We start from the raw sequence: 15356 nt of genomic DNA on the forward strand, positions 1-15356 counted from the left end.
GTTCAAAGGTCCATGGGGCCGGGATAGCCCAGCGCGAACCAGGTTTCGGGCGCGGCGAAATAGGCCGCGGCGCTGAGGTCGCGCAAAGCAAAGTAGGCCTGCTGGCGCAGGGCCAGGCGGCTGTGCCGCATGGCCTCCAGCGCCGCCTGCACCTCGGCCACGCTCGCCTGAGGCCAGTCGGTACGCAACCCGGCCAGGGTCCAGCGGCCCGGCGCGCTGACCAGCACGGCGAGCAGTTGCCCCAGCTCGGCCTGGGTGTGCGGCGGCAGCGCCGCGATGCTGTCGTCCAGCCGGCCCAGCCAGGCCAGCAGCGCCTGCGCCTGCGCGGCGGGCTCGGTCGGCAGGCTGCCGGCCAGCACCGCGCGCCCCACGGCCACGAACAGCCCGCGGGCCGGTGCCGCCAGACGCCCCGCCACCAGGACCGGCTGCTGCAGCGCCAGGCCGCCGCCGACCAGGGCCAGCCCCACCGCCGCGCCCAGGCCCAGCGTCAACAATCCTCTGCGTCGCATCGATTTCCCTCGTTCACCCGCCAATATGGCACAGCGCCACGGCCACCCGCTAGGCAGCCACGCCTAGATAGACTCGTGGTTTCCATGAAGCCCGCCGCCCCACCCGCCGAACAGATACGCGCCCACCTGGCGCGGGTGGCGCACCTGCGCGAGCAGGCGCGCAGCGGCGATGCGGCGCAGGCCGTGCGCGAGGTCAAGGTGCTGCAGGCGCGGCGCTTCGAGGCCACCTACGCCGATCTGATGTGCGACCCGCGTTGTGGCCCGGCCACGCGGTTTTTCCTCGACGAGCTGTATGGCGACCACGACTTCCGGCAACGCGACGCGCAGTTCGCGCGCATTGCCGGCGCCATCGAGCGCCTGTTCCCGGCGCCGGTGGCCGAACTGGCGGTCGACATGGCCGAACTGCACGCGCTGACCGAACAGTTGGACGCCACCTTGGCCGCACATTGGGCCCGGATGGCGCCGCGGCCAGCGGCGGAGCGCTATGTGCTGGCGTGGCGCCAGACCGGCGAACGGGCGCTGCGCGAGCAGCAGCTCCAGGTGGTGCAGCACATGGGACGGGAGCTGCAGGCGCTGACCCGCAAGGCCAGCCTGCGCCTGGGCTTGCGCATGATGCGCGGCGCCGCACAGGCGGCCGGCCTGGGCGCGCTGCAAGGCTTTCTGGAAAAGGGCTTCGATGCCTTTGGCCAGATGGGCCGGCACACCGAGGCCTTCCTCGGCGCCATCGCCGAACGCGAATCGGCCTGGATAGGCGATCTCTTCGATGCCCCCGATGCCACGGCCAGACTGGCACGGCAGATCGGTGGCTGAACGCCAATCGCCTGCGTGTCAGTGCGGCGCCCCGCGATCGCGTACAAACACGCCATGACCATTTCCCTGCCCACCGGCATCACCGTGTTCGAACGCGGCTGGCTGTCGGCCAACAACATCCTGTTCCAGGGCCCGCACGGCACCGCGCTGATCGACTCGGGCTACGCCGTCCACGCCGAACAAACCGTGGCCCTGGTGCGCGCGGCACTGGGTGCGCGGCCGCTGGACCACCTGCTCAACACCCACCTGCACAGCGACCACTGTGGCGGCAACGCCGCGCTGCAAGCCGCCTACCCGGCGCTGCAGACGCTGATACCGCCCGGCCTGGCCCACGCCGTGCGCGACTGGAACGAGGACCACCTGACCTATGGCCCCACCGGCCAGACCTGCCCGCGCTTCGCCATCAACGGCGTGCTGCTGCCCGACACCACGCTGACCCTGGGTGGCCTCACCTGGCAGGTGCACGCAGCGCCGGGCCACGACCCCCATTCGGTGGTCCTGTTCCAGCCCGATCACCGGCTGCTGGTGTCGGCCGACGCCTTGTGGGAAAACGGTTTTGGCGTGGTGTTTCCCGAGCTGGAGGGCGACGATGCCTTCCACGAGGTGGGGGCCACGCTGGACCTGATCGAAGGACTGGCCCCATCGACGGTGATCCCTGGCCACGGCCGCGTCTTCTCCGACGTGGCTGGCGCCCTGGCGCGCGCCCGGGCGCGGCTGGCGCAGTTCACCGACACCCCCGACAAGCACCGGCGCCACGCGGCCAAGGTGCTGCTCAAGTTCAAACTGCTGGAGCTGCAGCGGCTGCCGCTGGCGGATTTCTGCGCCTGGGCCCAGGGCACCAGCTACATGCAGAACCTGCACGGCCGCATGGGCGGCGGCGACTTTGACCGCTGGCTGCTGCCCCTGCTGGACGACCTGGTGCGCAGCGGCGCGGCGGCGCGCCAGGGCGATTGGATCGAGAACGCCTGAGAGCCTGTTCAATGTCTTTTTGGCGTCGCGCAAGTGCTTTTTCGGGATGGGCTGCCAGGCGCAAAACGCAGACGGGCCGGTGGCCCGTCGAGGCTTTGCAACGCCGCAGACCGCCCGAAAAAGCACTTGCCCTTCGGGTTGTGACGAAATCGGGCGACTTGCCCACCCATCCCCTTGCATGGGCATGAGTCCATGCAAGGGTCTGTGCCGTCAACTCATCCCGATTGCGTCACAACGCGATCTCTAAAAAGACATTGAACAGGCGCTGAGGGGCGGCGTGCGGGCTCACAGCCCGAGCATGAGCTTCAGGTTCTGCACCGCGGCGCCGCTGGCGCCCTTGCCCAGGTTGTCCAGGCGCGCGATCAGCACCGCGTGGCGGTGGGCCTCGTTGGCAAACACGCGCAGCTCCATCTTGTTGGTGTCCTGCAGCGCCAGCGCATCGAGCTTGCCCGACTCGGTGGCGGGCTCCACCGTCACCCATTCGCTGCCGGCGTAGTGCGCGGCCAGGGCATCGTGCAACTGCGCGGCCTTGGGGGCACCCGGCAGGGTGTCCAGGTGCAGCGGCAGCTGCACCAGCATGCCCTGCTTGAAGTTGCCCACCGCGGGAATGAAGATGGGTCGGCGCGTCAGGCCGGTGTTGGCCATGATCTCGGGCAGGTGCTTGTGGGTCAGCGTGAGCGCGTAGGCCTCGTAGGCCGGCGCCTCGCCCTTCTCATAGGCCTCGATCATGCTGCGGCCGCCGCCCGAGTAGCCACTCACCGAGGGCAGCGACAGCGGCATGTCGGGCGCGATCAGCCCGGCATCGATGAGCGGGCGGATCAGCGCGATGGCACCGGTGGCGTAGCAGCCGGGGTTGGCCACGCGGTCGGCGGCCACCACGGCGGCCGCCTGCGTGCGGGTCAGCTCGGGGAAACCATAGACCCAGCCCGGCGTCACGCGGTGGGCGGTCGAGGCATCGATGATCTTGGGCTTGTGGCCCGGCAAGGCATCGATCATGGCGACCGACTCGCGCGCGGCGTCATCGTGCAGGCACAACACCACCAGATCGGCCGCGGCCATCAGCTCGCGCTTGGCTTCGGGGTCCTTGCGTCGCTCGGGGGCGATGCTCAGCAGCTGCACCTGGGGCATCAGCGCCAGACGCTCGCGGATTTGCAGGCCGGTGGTGCCGGCTTCGCCGTCGATGAACACGGAAGGCATGAGGGGGCTCGCTTGGACGCCTTCAGGAGCGTCAGTTTTGTTTCAGGAATGAAGTTGATAATTATGCATTACGAGCCGACGAACGCCCCGTTTTGATGCATTGCAACATGATACAGTTCGCGGTTGCGATCGCCAAGGCCGGGTTTCCGGCCGCCTATCCATCAGCCGGGTCAGAAGCCCTCCTCCCACTCCTGAAAGAGACCTCATGAAGATTCACGAGTACCAAGGCAAGGAAATCTTGCGTCAATTTGGTGTGCCCGTGCCGCGCGGCATTCCGGCCTTCACGGTGCAAGAAGCCTTGGAAGCCGCACAAAAACTGGGCGGCCCCGTGTGGGTGGTCAAGGCCCAGATCCACGCCGGTGGCCGTGGCAAGGGCGGCGGCGTGAAGGTTGCCAAGTCGATCGACGACGTCAAGCGCCTGGCTGGCGAGATCCTGGGCATGCAGCTCAAGACCCACCAGACCGGCCCCGAAGGCCAGAAGGTGCGCCGCCTCTACATCGAAGACGGCGCCGACATCCAGAAGGAATACTACGTGTCGGTCGTGACCGACCGTGCCAGCCAGAAGGTGGCCTTCATCGCCTCCAGCGAAGGCGGCATGGACATCGAGGAAGTGGCGCACAGCACGCCCGAGAAGATCATCAAGGTCTTCGTCGACCCGCTGGTGGGCCTGACCGACGCGCAAGCCAAGGAAATCGCCGACGGCATCGGCATGCCGGCCGACTCCACCGCGCAGGCCATGGACGTGTTCCAGAAGCTCTACAAGTGCTACATGGACACCGACGCCTCGCTGGTCGAGATCAACCCGCTGAACCGCGACAGCAAGGGCAACGTCACCGCCCTGGACGCCAAGTTCAACTTCGACGCCAACGCCCTGTTCCGCCTGCCCAACATCGTGGCCCTGCGCGACCTGGACGAGGAAGACCCGGCTGAAATCGAGGCCTCCAAGTTCGACCTCGCCTACATCAGCCTGGACGGCAACATCGGCTGCCTGGTCAACGGTGCCGGCCTGGCCATGGCCACCATGGACACCATCAAGCTGTTCGGCGCCGAGCCGGCCAACTTCCTGGACGTGGGCGGCGGCGCCACTCCCGAGAAGGTCACCGAAGCCTTCAAGATCATGCTCAAGAACGACAAGGTCAAGGCGATCCTGGTCAACATCTTCGGCGGCATCATGAAGTGCGACACCATCGCCACCGGCGTGATCACCGCCTGCAAGGCCGTGAACCTGTCCGTGCCCCTGGTCGTGCGCATGAAGGGCACCAACGAAGAGCTGGGCAAGAAGATGCTGGCCGAAAGCGGCCTGCCCATCATCAGCGCCGACACGATGGCCGAAGCGGCCCAAAAAGTCGTTGCAGCCGTCAAGTAAGGAACACCGTCATGTCGATCTACATCAACAAAGACACCAAAGTCATCACGCAAGGCATCACCGGCAAGACCGGCCAGTTCCACACCGAGAAGTGCCAGGAATACGCGAACGGCAAGAACTGCTTCGTGGCCGGCGTGAACCCGAAGAAGGCCGGCGAGTCGATCTTCAACATCCCGATCTACTCCTCCGTCAAGGAAGCCGCCACCGAAACCGGCGCCACCGTGTCGGTGATCTACGTGCCGCCCGCCGGCGCTGCCGCCGCCATCTGGGAAGCCGTTGAAGCCGACCTGGACCTGGCCATCTGCATCACCGAAGGCATTCCGGTCAAGGACATGCTGATGGTGCGCAACAAGATGAAGGCCAAGGAAGCCGCCGGTGGCAAGAAGACCCTGCTGCTGGGCCCGAACTGCCCTGGCCTGATCACGCCCGACGAGATCAAGATCGGCATCATGCCCGGTCACATCCACCGCAAGGGCCGCATCGGCGTGGTCTCGCGCTCCGGCACGCTGACCTATGAAGCCGTGGCTCAGCTGACGGAAATCGGCCTGGGCCAGTCCAGCGCCGTCGGCATCGGTGGCGACCCGATCAACGGTCTCAAGCACATCGACGTGATGAAGGCCTTCAACGACGATCCGGACACCGACGCCGTGATAATGATCGGCGAGATCGGCGGCCCCGACGAAGCCGAAGCCGCCATGTGGTGCAAGGCCAACATGAAGAAACCCATCGTCGGCTTCATCGCTGGCGTGACCGCCCCCCCGGGCAAGCGCATGGGCCACGCCGGCGCGCTGATCTCGGGCGGTGCCGACACCGCCGACGCCAAGCTGGCAGTGATGGAAGAGTGTGGCTTCAAGGTCACGCGCAACCCGTCCGAGATGGCCAAGCTGCTCAAGGCCATGCTGTAAGGCCCCCCGTGGTCGCGCAGGGGCCGCCGTGGCCCCTGCGGTAAACCACAATGACCGAGCCGGGTTGTCTCAGCGACAATCCGGCTTTTGATTTTTCGCCACCGCCGTGTGGCCCACCAAGGCAGGGACTGACCGTGGAAGAATTTATGACAGCAGCGTTCTGGCTCGCCGTGGGCCAGATCATCATGATCGACATCCTGCTGGGGGGCGACAACGCGGTGGTGATCGCGCTGGCCTGCCGAAAACTGCCGCCGGAGCAGCGCAAGAAAGGCATCCTGTGGGGCACGGCGGGCGCCATCATCCTGCGCGTCATCCTGATCGTCTTCGCGCTGGCGCTCCTGACCATCCCCTACCTCAAGCTGGTGGGCGCGGCCTTGCTGCTGTGGATCGGCGTCAAGCTGCTGGTGCCCGACGACGAAGACGAACACGGCAACATCCAGTCCAGCGACAAGCTGTGGGCCGCCGTCAAGACCGTGATCGTGGCCGACCTGGTGATGAGCGTGGACAACGTGATCGCCATCGCAGGCGCGGCCGAAAGCGCCGGTGGCGACCACAAGATCCCGCTGGTGATCTTCGGTCTGCTGGTCAGCATCCCCATCATCGTCTGGGGCAGCCAGCTGGTGATCAAGCTGATGGAGCGTTTCCCCACCATCATCGTGCTCGGCGGCATGCTGCTGGGCTGGATCGCCGGCACCATGGCCGTGACCGACCCGGCGGTGCTGCCGCACATCGCGGGCTACACGGTGCCCGCCGCGCGCGAAGGCGCACTGCCCTCCGTGGTCAGCAGCCTGCAGTACGGTGCTGGCGTGGCCGGTGCGCTGCTGGTGCTGGCCGCCGGCATGTGGATGCGCAAGAAGAATCCCGCCGACACCGGTGCAGAGTGAGCGGCGGCCATTGACGTCGATGGCGCGACCCCCGTTGAGCCGGTCGCCCGCGACACGCCGCCACTGACGCGCCATGGTGTATGAGTTCTTCAGCCTCACCGACACCGGGCGGCTGCGCAGCAACAACGAAGACACCGTCGGCTGTGAGCCGGAGCTGGGCCTGGCCGTGCTGGCCGACGGCATGGGCGGCTACCAGGCCGGCGAAGTCGCCAGCGCCATGGCCACCGGCGCCGTGACCACGGCCCTGGGCGGTTGGCTGCTGGCACACCACCAGGCCAGCCCGCGTGAGATCGGCCTGGCCATGCGGCTCAGCGTCGACCGCGCCAACCAGGCCGTCTACCAGGCCTCCATCGACAACAGCCAGTTCACCGGCATGGGCACCACCCTGGTGATGGCGGTGTTTTCCGGCACACGGGCGCTGGTCGGCCACGTCGGGGATTCGCGCTGCTACCGCTGGCGCGAAGGGCGGCTCGACCTGCTCACCCGCGACCATTCCTTGCTGCAGGAGCAGGTGGACGCCGGCATGCTCAGCCCGCAACAGGCCGAAAACGCGCCCCACCGCAACCTGGTAACGCGGGCCCTGGGGGTGGAAGAAGAAGTCACGCTCGACGTCGGCGACCATGCGGTGTTGCCGGGCGATCTGTTCCTGCTGTGTTCCGACGGCCTGACCGACATGCTGCGCCACGAGGGCCTGATGGTGTGCTTGCGCCACCACACAATGCAGGACAGCCTGGCGCAACTGGGACGCAATCTGATTGATGCCGCCAATGAAGCGGGCGGCAAGGATAATATCTCGGTCATTCTGGTGCGCGCAGCGGGCGGCCACAAGCGCGGCCTGTTGTCCCGCTTGTGGGGACACTGAGCCGGCCGCCCCGCCTGCGGAACCCTTTGGAGCGCTTCATGCCGAAGATGGTCGTCTCGATAGACGGTGTCGTGATCAAGGAGGTCCAGCTCACCAAGGAGCGGACCACGCTGGGGCGTCGCCCCTACAACGATCTGGTGATCGACAACCTGGCCGTCAGCGGCGAGCACGCGGCCTTCGTGATCGAGGGTGAACAGACGCTGATCGAGGACCTCAACAGCACCAACGGCACCTACGTCAACGGCAAGGCGGTGCGCCGACATGCGCTGGCCAACGGGGACCAGATCGAGATCGGCAAGTACAAGATCCGCTTCGTGGGCGAAACCCAGGAAACGCCGGCGGCGGCCACCCTCCACACCAAACCAGCGGGCGATGGCGCCCACGAGGCTCCGGCCGCCACCATCGAGGTGCTCAGCGGCCCGGCCGCCGGGCGCGAGGTGCCGGTGACCAAGGTGGTGACCACCCTGGGCAAACCCGGCGTGGCGGTGGCCTCCATCACGCGCCGCAACCACGGCTACGCCCTGGCCCTGGTCGACGGCGAGGCGGTGCCCACGCTCAACGGCGAACCGGTGGGGCACGAACCGATCACGCTCAAGTCCGGCGACGTCATCGAACTGGCCGGCACCCGCATGCGCTTTCGCCTGCACTGAACCCACCCACCCCACCCAAGGCGCGCCACACGATGCACATCCGAGTTCTGGGCTGCTCTGGCGCGATCGGCAAGGACTGCCGGACCACCTCCTTCCTGGTCGACGACGACCTGCTGGTGGACGCCGGCACCGGCGTGGGCGACCTCACGCTGGACGAGCTTCGCCGCATCGACCATGTGCTGCTGACGCACTCGCACCTGGACCACATCGCCGCGCTGCCGCTGATGCTGGATGCGGTGGCGGGCGAGCGCTCGCAGGCCCTCACGGTGCACGCGCTGGCACCCACCATACAGGCGCTCAAGGCGCATGTGTTCAACCACCTGATCTGGCCCGATTTCAGCGTCATCCCCAGCCCCGAGGCGCCCTTCGTGCGTTTCCAGGCCATCGAGGTCGGCCAGCAGCTCAGCGTGGCCGGCAAGTCGGTGGAGGTGCTGCCCGCCGTGCACACCGTGCCGGCGGTGGGCTACGCCATCACCGGCGAACGCGGGCAGTGGGTGTTCAGCGGCGACACCGAGCGCAACCCCCTGTTCTGGCAGCGGGTCAATCAGCTGCCGGTGGCCATGCTGGTGATCGAGACCGCCTTCAGCCAACGCGAGGCGGTGCTGGCCAAACGCGCGCTGCACCTGGCGCCGCAGACACTGGCCGAGGAACTGGCGCAGATCCGCTACCGGCCCGAAGGCCGCTACCCGATCTACATCACCCACACCAAGCCCGCCGAGACCGAGGCCATTTTTGCCGAGGTCGAGGCGCTGGACCTCGCCCACCGCCACGACCTGCACTGGCTGACCGTCGGCCAGGTCTTCCAGCTGTAGACCCAGCCCATGGCAAGCACCGCCCCCACCCACACGCTGGAGGCGCTGTTCCTGCGCCATCTGCAGCAGGTCAGCAACCGCATCCACAACACCGACCGCGTCGAGCAGATCATGCTTGACGCCAGCGTCGACATCTGCCGGCTGTTCAACGCCGACCGGCTCACGCTGTACGCCGTCAGCCCCGACGGCCAGTCCATCGTCTCGCGCGTGAAGACCGGGCTGAACACCAGCCGCGACCTCAAGCTGCCCATCAACGGGCGCAGCATCGCCGGCTTTGTGGCCCAGTACCGGCAGCGCCTGAACATCGCCGACGTCAACGACACCCAGGAGCTGCTGGCGATCTCGCCAGAACTCAGTTTCCTGAGCGAGGTCGACCGCCGCACGGGGTACCGCAGCAAGCAGATGCTGGTGGTACCGATCGAGGACGAGGGCGAACTGCACGGCGTGCTGCAGCTGATCAACAACCGCGACGACCGGCCTTTTGGCGCCATGGAGGTCGAAGGGGCCGGCCAGCTCTGCGAGACGCTGGCCATCGCCTTGCGCAAGCGCCGCGACCCGCCGTCGCCACCCGCCCCGGTGACGGCCCCGCCAACGCCCACCCCTGCCCACCACGTGGCACCCCGCTACGACGGGCTGGTGCAGGCCGGCCTGCTGAGCCTGGACCAGCTGGCGCAGGCGGTGCACACCGCGCGCGCCCAAGGCCAGGGCGTGGAGCAGGTGCTGCAACAGAGCCACGGCATCGGCGCGGCGCAGATCGGCGCGGCCCTGTCGCACTTTTTTGGCGTGCCTCACGCCCCGTTCCAGGCCAACCGGCTGCGCATCGAGGCGCTGCACGCGCCGCTCAAGCGCGAATTCATCATCGAACAACGCTGGCTGCCGCTGGAAGACGGCCCCGACGGACTGGCCGTGATGTGCCTGGACCCGGAAGCCACCCGCAGCGCCCGCATGGTGCCGCAGATCTTTCCCCGGGCCGGCCGCATCCGGTACATGGTCACCACGCAGGCCGAGTTCCTCCAGACGCTGAACCAGCTCTACGGCGCCGACAGCGGCGGCTCCATCGACGACATGCTGGCCGACATGTTGCCCGCCGGCGAGTCCGAGGGCGACGAGGACGACAGCGCGGTATCGGCGGCGGCAGACAACGAACTGGTCAAGTTCGTCAACAAGATCATCGTCGACGCCCACCGCCAGGGCGCCTCCGACATCCACATCGAACCCTTGCCCGGCAAGGCCAAGACCGGCATCCGCTTTCGCATCGACGGCACGCTCACGCCCTACACCGAGGTGCCGGCGCAGTACCGGGCAGCCATGGTCACGCGGCTCAAGATCATGTGCGACCTCGACATCTCCGAGCGCCGCAAGCCACAGGACGGCAAGATCAAGTTCAAGCGCTTCGGCCCGCTGGACATCGAGCTTCGTGTCGCCACCCTGCCCTCGGCCGGTGGCGTCGAGGACGTGGTCATGCGCATCCTGGCCGCGGGCGACCCGATCCCGCTGGAACGGCTGGGCCTGACCCGGCACAACCAAGACCGCCTGATCCCCACCATCGAGCAGCCCTACGGCCTGTTCTACGTCTGCGGCCCCACCGGCTCGGGCAAGACGACCACGCTGCACTCCATCCTCAAGCACCTGAACACGCCCGAGACCAAGATCTGGACCGCCGAGGACCCGGTCGAGATCACCCAGAAGGGCCTGCGCCAGGTACAGGTCAACAAAAAGGCCGGCATCGATTTCGCGCTGGTGATGCGTGCCTTCCTGCGTGCCGACCCCGACATCATCATGGTCGGTGAGTCGCGCGACCTGGAAACCGTGTCCATGGGCATCGAGGCCTCGCTAACCGGGCACCTGGTGTTCTCCACGCTGCACACCAACTCGGCCCCCGAATCGGTGGTGCGCCTGCTCGACATGGGCATGGACCCGTTCAATTTCGCCGATGCCCTGCTGGGCATCCTGGCGCAGCGCCTGGCCAAGCGCCTGTGCGACTGCAAGCAGGTCCACGAACCCGACGACGACGAGCTGCGGGCCTTCGTGCAGGAATTTTCACTGGACCTGCGCCACACGCCCGAGTGGCGCGACGACGCGCCGGCGGCCGAGCAACGCCTGCTGGCACGCTGGCGGGCCGAATACGGGGGTGCCGATGGGCGGCTGCGCATGCACCACGCCGTGGGATGCGAACGCTGCAACGGCAGCGGCTACAAGGGCCGGGTCGGCCTGCACGAACTGCTGGTCGCCGACGACACCGTCAAGCGCCTGGTGCAGGAGCGCGCCCGTGTGGCCGATCTGCTGACCGCGGCCCTGGCCAGCGGCATGCACACCCTCAAGATGGACGGCATGGAAAAGGTCTTGATGGGCCTGACCGACCTGAAGCAGGTGCGGTCCGTCTGCATCAAGTGAACTGAGGCCCCCTTGCGTTCCGCACCCTTCGGGTTCGGCCGCTGCGCGGGTCGCTGCCCCCCAAGGGGGCCGGCCTTGCTTGGGGCGGCCCGGCGCGGCGGCCTTCGCCCCCCACGCGGTGCCCTTGGATCAAGGCCGCGCGGCCTGCAGCAGGTCGCGCGTCTTGATGGCCTCGCGGCGCGCGGCCTGGGCGAAGTCCTCGCCGGCCGACGCATACAGGATGGCGCGCGAGGAGTTGACGATGATGGGGCCGTCGGGCCGCCAGCCGGCGCGCACCGTGGCCAGCGCGTCACCGCCCTGCGCTCCCACCCCCGGGATCAGCAGCGGCACGGTGGGCGCGATGGCGCGCACACGCTCGATTTCGGCCGGGTAGGTGGCGCCCACCACCAGGCCAAGCTGGCCGTTGAGGTTCCACGGGCCCTGGGCCAGGCGTGCCACGTGTTCGTACAGCAGCGGCTGGCCGTCGATGCTGGCCAGGCGCTGGTTCTGCAGGTCGTCGCCCCCGGGGTTGGAGGTGCGGCACAGCAGGAAGGCGCCCTTGCCCGGGTACTGCAGGTAAGGCTGGACCGAGTCGAAACCCATGAAAGGCGAGAGCGTCACGGCGTCGGCACCGTAGCGCTCGAAGGCCTCGCGCGCGTACTGCTCGGCGGTGCTGCCGATGTCGCCGCGCTTGGCGTCCAGGATGATGGGCACCTGGGGCGCCTGCACCCGCATGTGGGCCATCAGGCGTTCGAGCTGCTCCTCGGCGCGGTGGGCGGCGAAGTAGGCGATCTGGGGCTTGAAGGCGACCACCAGGTCGGCGGTGGCGTCCACGATGGCGGCGCAAAAGTCGTAGATGCGCTGGGCGTCACCGCGCCAGGCATGGGGAAAACGGGCCGGCTCCGGGTCCAGGCCCACACACAGCATGGACTGGTTCTGCTGGCCGGCAACGCGCAGCATGTCGGTGAAGTTCATGCCAATATTGTAGGGAGGGGCCTCGGCGCCGTGGTGGGCCGCCGGTTTTGATATGGTCGAAGCCCCACCGCCCCGATTCCGACGATGCGCCCTACCGGCCGTCGGCACCACGGCCGAAAGGAACCGACCATGTCCCCACACCTCACGCCCCGCCTGGCCCTGGTGGCCACCTGCGTGGCCGGCCTGCTGCTCAGTGGCTGCGCCACCCTCAACGAGCAGGAATGCCGCAGCGCCGACTGGCGCGCCATCGGCCAGGCGGACGGCCGGCAAGGCCGCGCCATGGACCGGCTCGACGAACACCGCAAGGCCTGCGCCGAACACGGCGTCACGCCCAACGCCGACCGCTACTGGCTGGGCCGCTCCGAAGGGCTGCAGAGCTACTGCCAGCTCGACAACGCCCTGCGGGTGGGCCGCGCCGGCCAGGCCTACCTCGGCGTCTGCCCGCCCCAGATCGACCCGGCCTTCCGCCGCTTCCATGCCGCCACCTACGAGGTCTGGCGCCTGCGCTCGGCCGTCGACGGCGTGGACAACGAGATCGATCAGCACGAACGCAGCCTGCGCCAGAGTGGCCTGAGCGACCGCGAACGCAGCCGCATCCGCCAGGCCATCCGCGAGCTGGACCGCCGCCGCGACCGGCTGCGCGACGACCTGAACGACCAGGAGCGCCGGGTCGACCGGCTGATGCAGGACTGGCGTCAGGGGGTCTTGATCCGATGAACCAGACCCCAGCTCCCGGCTCGCTGGCCGCGTTGCAGGCGCAGCACGGCGCACGCTACCGCTGGCTGCTCTTGCTGGCGGTGATGGTGGGCACGGTGGCCTCGGTGATGTCGTCCACCATCGTCAACGTCGCCATCCCCGACCTCAGCCGCCATTTCGTGCTCGGCCAGGACCGCGCGCAGTGGGTGACCTCCGGCTTCATGGCGGCGTCGACCACCTCCATGCTCACCACGCCCTGGCTGCTGTCGCGCTTTGGCTACCGGGGGGTCTACAACGGCTGCATGTGGCTGCTGCTGGGCGGCGGCGTGCTCGGCGGGCTGGCCAACGACTACCCGCTGGTGCTGCTGGCGCGCGTGCTCGAAGGCCTGGCCGCCGGTGTGGTGCAGCCCATCCCGGCCATCATCATCCTGCGCGCCTTCCAGCCGCACGAGCAGGGCCGCGCCAGCGGCTTGTTCGGCACCGGGGTGGTGCTGGCGCCGGCCCTGGGGCCCAGCCTGGGCGGCGTGCTGGTGGACCTGTTCGGCTGGCGTTCCATCTTTTTCATGGTCGTGCCCTTCTGCCTGGCCTCGCTGTGGCTGGCGCGGCGCTACGTGCCCACGGGCGCGCCGGGCGGTGTGGCGGCCGGCCAGGACAGCAGCGCCATCGACTGGCTGGGCCTGGCCATGGCCACGGTGGGCACGGTCTGCCTGCTCAATGGTCTGGTCGAGCTGCAAGGCCCGCATCCGGCCTGGGCGGCCACGCTGCTGGGCGCGGCCGGCGTGCTGCTCCTGGCCTTTCTGGCCTGGCAGCGGCGGCTGCAGCGGCGCGGCGGGGGCGGCGGCGCCGGTACCCAGCCGCTGATGGACCTGCGCCTGTTCCGCCACCAGCAGTTCGCCATGGGCTGCCTGGTGTCGGGCATCTACGGCGCGGCGCTGTTCGGCTCCACCTACCTGCTGCCGGTCTACATGCAGATTGCGCTGGGGCTGTCGCCCTCCTTCGTGGGCAGCATCCTGCTGCCGGCCGGCATCGCCCTGGCCGTGACCATCCCCACGGTGGGTCACCTGGCCGACCACCAGCCGGCCCACCGCCTGGTGAGCGCCGGGCTGCTCATGCTGGCGGCCTCCTTCGCGTTGATGATCACCCTGGGTCTGCAAGCGCCGGTGCACTGGCTGATCGTGTTTTCGGTGCTGGGCCGCGTCGGGCTGGGCTTCATCCTGCCCTCGCTCAACCTGGGCGCCATGCGTGGCCTGCCCCACGCCACCATCTCGCAAGGCTCCAGCACCATCAGCTTCGTGCGCATGCTGGGCGGCGCGGCCGGCGTCAGCCTGTGCGGGGTGGCACTGCAATGGCGGCTGTCGGCCCACGGCGTGGCGCTGCACGACGCCCAGCACGGCGCCGCGCGGCTGGACGCCTTCAACGATGTATTCTTGATGCTGGCCGCGGCCTGCGCGCTGGCCATGCTGGCGGCCTGGCGGCTGCGACCCAAGGCTTCAGGGAATTGACCATGTGCCAACTGCTCGGACTCAACTGCGCGACACCCACCGACGCCACCTTCAGCTTCACCGGCTTCTGCCAGCGCGGCGGCAACACCGGCGAACACGCCGACGGCTGGGGCATCGCCTTCTTCGAAGGCCGGGGCCTGCGGCACTTCGTCGACCACGAAAGCGCGGCCAACTCGCGCATGGCCAGCTTCCTGCAGACCTACCCGCTCAAGAGCAAGAACATCATTGCCCACGTGCGCAAGGCCACCATCGGCGAGGTCGTCCTGGAAAACGCCCACCCCTTCGTGCGCGAACTGTGGGGCCGGCACTGGGTGTTCGCCCACAACGGCGACCTCAAGGACTACTTCCCGCGCCTGCACACCCATTACCTGCCGGTGGGCAGCACCGACAGCGAGCGCGCCTTCTGCTGGCTGATGCAGGAGCTGGCCAAGTCGCATGCCGGCACCCCCAGCGTGGCCGAGCTGACACTGACCCTGCGCGAGCTCGTGCCTCAGGTGGCACGCTTCGGCAACTTCAACTTCCTGCTCTCCAATGGCGAGGCCCTGTGGGCGCATTGCTCCACCAACCTGCACTACCTGGTGCGCCAGCACCCCTTCGCCCAGGCCACCCTGGCCGACCACGACTGGACGGTGAACTTCGCCGAGGTCAACCAGCCCGGCGACCGCGCGGCCGTCATCGTGACCACACCCTTGACCACCAACGAGCAGTGGACGGCGTTCCAGCCCGGCGAGCTCAAGGTGTTTGTCGACGGGTTGCCGCAGGGCTGAAGACCCCCCGTCGCTTGCCCACTGCCCCGGGATCGCCCTTGGGCGAGACCGCCTGTGGCCACATCCCCCTCTCAAGGGG

Annotated in this window: 15 protein-coding genes; 12 read left to right on the plus strand and 3 right to left on the minus strand. The window is 68.3% G+C overall.

The features are described 5' to 3' along the window. Positions 1-2: 2 nt before the first annotated feature. Positions 3-509 carry a hypothetical protein gene (locus AAHB17_RS06585; protein WP_342129709.1) on the minus strand — a complete coding sequence of 169 codons (507 nt, stop codon included), beginning with the start codon at positions 507-509 and terminating at the stop codon, positions 3-5. Positions 510-593: 84 nt separating this feature from the next. On the opposite strand from AAHB17_RS06585, the gene AAHB17_RS06590 reads away from it, so the two are divergent. Then, on the plus strand, positions 594-1319 hold the full coding sequence (locus AAHB17_RS06590) for an FFLEELY motif protein (protein WP_342129710.1): 726 nt from the start codon (positions 594-596) through the stop codon (positions 1317-1319). Positions 1320-1373: 54 nt separating this feature from the next. Next, the gene (locus AAHB17_RS06595; RefSeq protein WP_342129711.1) at positions 1374-2288 is read left to right on the plus strand and encodes an MBL fold metallo-hydrolase; all 915 of its coding nucleotides are present in this window, start codon (positions 1374-1376) and stop codon (positions 2286-2288) included. 285 nt (positions 2289-2573) lie between these two features. Here AAHB17_RS06595 and argC read toward each other — a convergent pair whose 3' ends face one another. Continuing rightward, entirely contained in the window at positions 2574-3485 is a 912-nt protein-coding gene (argC, locus tag AAHB17_RS06600; protein WP_342129712.1) for an N-acetyl-gamma-glutamyl-phosphate reductase, read from the minus strand. Positions 3486-3690: 205 nt separating this feature from the next. Here argC and sucC point away from each other — a divergent pair, with 205 nt between their 5' ends. The 7 genes from sucC to AAHB17_RS06635 all read left to right on the plus strand — a co-directional run bounded on the left by sucC (position 3691) and on the right by AAHB17_RS06635 (position 11358). Beyond that, a complete protein-coding gene (gene sucC, locus AAHB17_RS06605; RefSeq protein ID WP_342129713.1) occupies positions 3691-4851 on the plus strand; it encodes an ADP-forming succinate--CoA ligase subunit beta in 1161 nt (386 codons plus the stop codon). An 11-nt stretch (positions 4852-4862) separates the two neighbouring features. Continuing rightward, positions 4863-5756 (plus strand): succinate--CoA ligase subunit alpha, encoded by an 894-nt coding sequence (gene sucD / locus AAHB17_RS06610; protein WP_342129714.1) that lies wholly within the window; start codon positions 4863-4865, stop codon positions 5754-5756. Positions 5757-5890: 134 nt separating this feature from the next. After that, the gene (locus AAHB17_RS06615; protein WP_342129715.1) at positions 5891-6640 is read left to right on the plus strand and encodes a TerC family protein; all 750 of its coding nucleotides are present in this window, start codon (positions 5891-5893) and stop codon (positions 6638-6640) included. A 73-nt stretch (positions 6641-6713) separates the two neighbouring features. Then, entirely contained in the window at positions 6714-7502 is a 789-nt protein-coding gene (locus AAHB17_RS06620) for a Stp1/IreP family PP2C-type Ser/Thr phosphatase (protein ID WP_342129716.1), read from the plus strand. 38 nt (positions 7503-7540) lie between these two features. After that, on the plus strand, positions 7541-8152 hold the full coding sequence (locus AAHB17_RS06625) for an FHA domain-containing protein (RefSeq protein ID WP_342129717.1): 612 nt from the start codon (positions 7541-7543) through the stop codon (positions 8150-8152). 32 nt (positions 8153-8184) lie between these two features. Next, positions 8185-8964: a 3',5'-cyclic-nucleotide phosphodiesterase gene (locus AAHB17_RS06630; protein WP_342129718.1), complete on the plus strand. Its 780-nt coding sequence runs from the start codon at positions 8185-8187 to the stop codon at positions 8962-8964. A 9-nt stretch (positions 8965-8973) separates the two neighbouring features. Beyond that, positions 8974-11358 (plus strand): GspE/PulE family protein, encoded by a 2385-nt coding sequence (locus AAHB17_RS06635; protein WP_342129719.1) that lies wholly within the window; start codon positions 8974-8976, stop codon positions 11356-11358. 129 nt (positions 11359-11487) lie between these two features. Here AAHB17_RS06635 and pyrF read toward each other — a convergent pair whose 3' ends face one another. Continuing rightward, positions 11488-12312: an orotidine-5'-phosphate decarboxylase gene (gene pyrF, locus AAHB17_RS06640; protein ID WP_342129720.1), complete on the minus strand. Its 825-nt coding sequence runs from the start codon at positions 12310-12312 to the stop codon at positions 11488-11490. Between the two features lie 129 nt (positions 12313-12441). Between pyrF and AAHB17_RS06645 the strand changes: the two genes are divergently transcribed. From AAHB17_RS06645 to AAHB17_RS06655, 3 genes are read left to right on the plus strand one after another with little or no spacing between them, the layout of a single operon-like run. Then, a complete protein-coding gene (locus AAHB17_RS06645) occupies positions 12442-13029 on the plus strand; it encodes a DUF2799 domain-containing protein (protein WP_342129721.1) in 588 nt (195 codons plus the stop codon). After that, complete coding sequence (locus AAHB17_RS06650; RefSeq protein WP_342129722.1) at positions 13026-14510, plus strand: DHA2 family efflux MFS transporter permease subunit; 1485 nt, start codon at positions 13026-13028, stop codon at positions 14508-14510. Before AAHB17_RS06645 ends, AAHB17_RS06650 begins: the two co-directional genes overlap by 4 nt. 2 nt (positions 14511-14512) lie before the next feature. Beyond that, positions 14513-15277 (plus strand): class II glutamine amidotransferase, encoded by a 765-nt coding sequence (locus tag AAHB17_RS06655; protein ID WP_342129723.1) that lies wholly within the window; start codon positions 14513-14515, stop codon positions 15275-15277. The last annotated feature ends 79 nt before the right edge of the window (positions 15278-15356 follow it).

This window comes from Hydrogenophaga sp. OTU3427, assembly GCF_038440225.1.
Lineage (GTDB): Bacteria > Pseudomonadota > Gammaproteobacteria > Burkholderiales > Burkholderiaceae_C > Hydrogenophaga.

What these genes read in the sequence shown, in the direction of transcription:
- AAHB17_RS06655 (WP_342129723.1), top strand. Translation starts at nt 14,513, where the DNA reads ATGTGCCAACTGCTCGGACTCAACTGCGCGACACCCACCGACGCCACC.
- AAHB17_RS06595 (WP_342129711.1), top strand. Translation starts at nt 1,374, where the DNA reads ATGACCATTTCCCTGCCCACCGGCATCACCGTGTTCGAACGCGGCTGG.
- pyrF (WP_342129720.1), bottom strand. Translation starts at nt 12,312, where the DNA reads ATGAACTTCACCGACATGCTGCGCGTTGCCGGCCAGCAGAACCAGTCC.
- AAHB17_RS06590 (WP_342129710.1), top strand. Translation starts at nt 594, where the DNA reads ATGAAGCCCGCCGCCCCACCCGCCGAACAGATACGCGCCCACCTGGCG.
- AAHB17_RS06645 (WP_342129721.1), top strand. Translation starts at nt 12,442, where the DNA reads ATGTCCCCACACCTCACGCCCCGCCTGGCCCTGGTGGCCACCTGCGTG.
- AAHB17_RS06620 (WP_342129716.1), top strand. Translation starts at nt 6,714, where the DNA reads ATGGTGTATGAGTTCTTCAGCCTCACCGACACCGGGCGGCTGCGCAGC.
- sucD (WP_342129714.1), top strand. Translation starts at nt 4,863, where the DNA reads ATGTCGATCTACATCAACAAAGACACCAAAGTCATCACGCAAGGCATC.
- AAHB17_RS06650 (WP_342129722.1), top strand. Translation starts at nt 13,026, where the DNA reads ATGAACCAGACCCCAGCTCCCGGCTCGCTGGCCGCGTTGCAGGCGCAG.
- AAHB17_RS06625 (WP_342129717.1), top strand. Translation starts at nt 7,541, where the DNA reads ATGCCGAAGATGGTCGTCTCGATAGACGGTGTCGTGATCAAGGAGGTC.
- AAHB17_RS06630 (WP_342129718.1), top strand. Translation starts at nt 8,185, where the DNA reads ATGCACATCCGAGTTCTGGGCTGCTCTGGCGCGATCGGCAAGGACTGC.
- sucC (WP_342129713.1), top strand. Translation starts at nt 3,691, where the DNA reads ATGAAGATTCACGAGTACCAAGGCAAGGAAATCTTGCGTCAATTTGGT.
- AAHB17_RS06585 (WP_342129709.1), bottom strand. Translation starts at nt 509, where the DNA reads ATGCGACGCAGAGGATTGTTGACGCTGGGCCTGGGCGCGGCGGTGGGG.
- argC (WP_342129712.1), bottom strand. Translation starts at nt 3,485, where the DNA reads ATGCCTTCCGTGTTCATCGACGGCGAAGCCGGCACCACCGGCCTGCAA.
- AAHB17_RS06635 (WP_342129719.1), top strand. Translation starts at nt 8,974, where the DNA reads ATGGCAAGCACCGCCCCCACCCACACGCTGGAGGCGCTGTTCCTGCGC.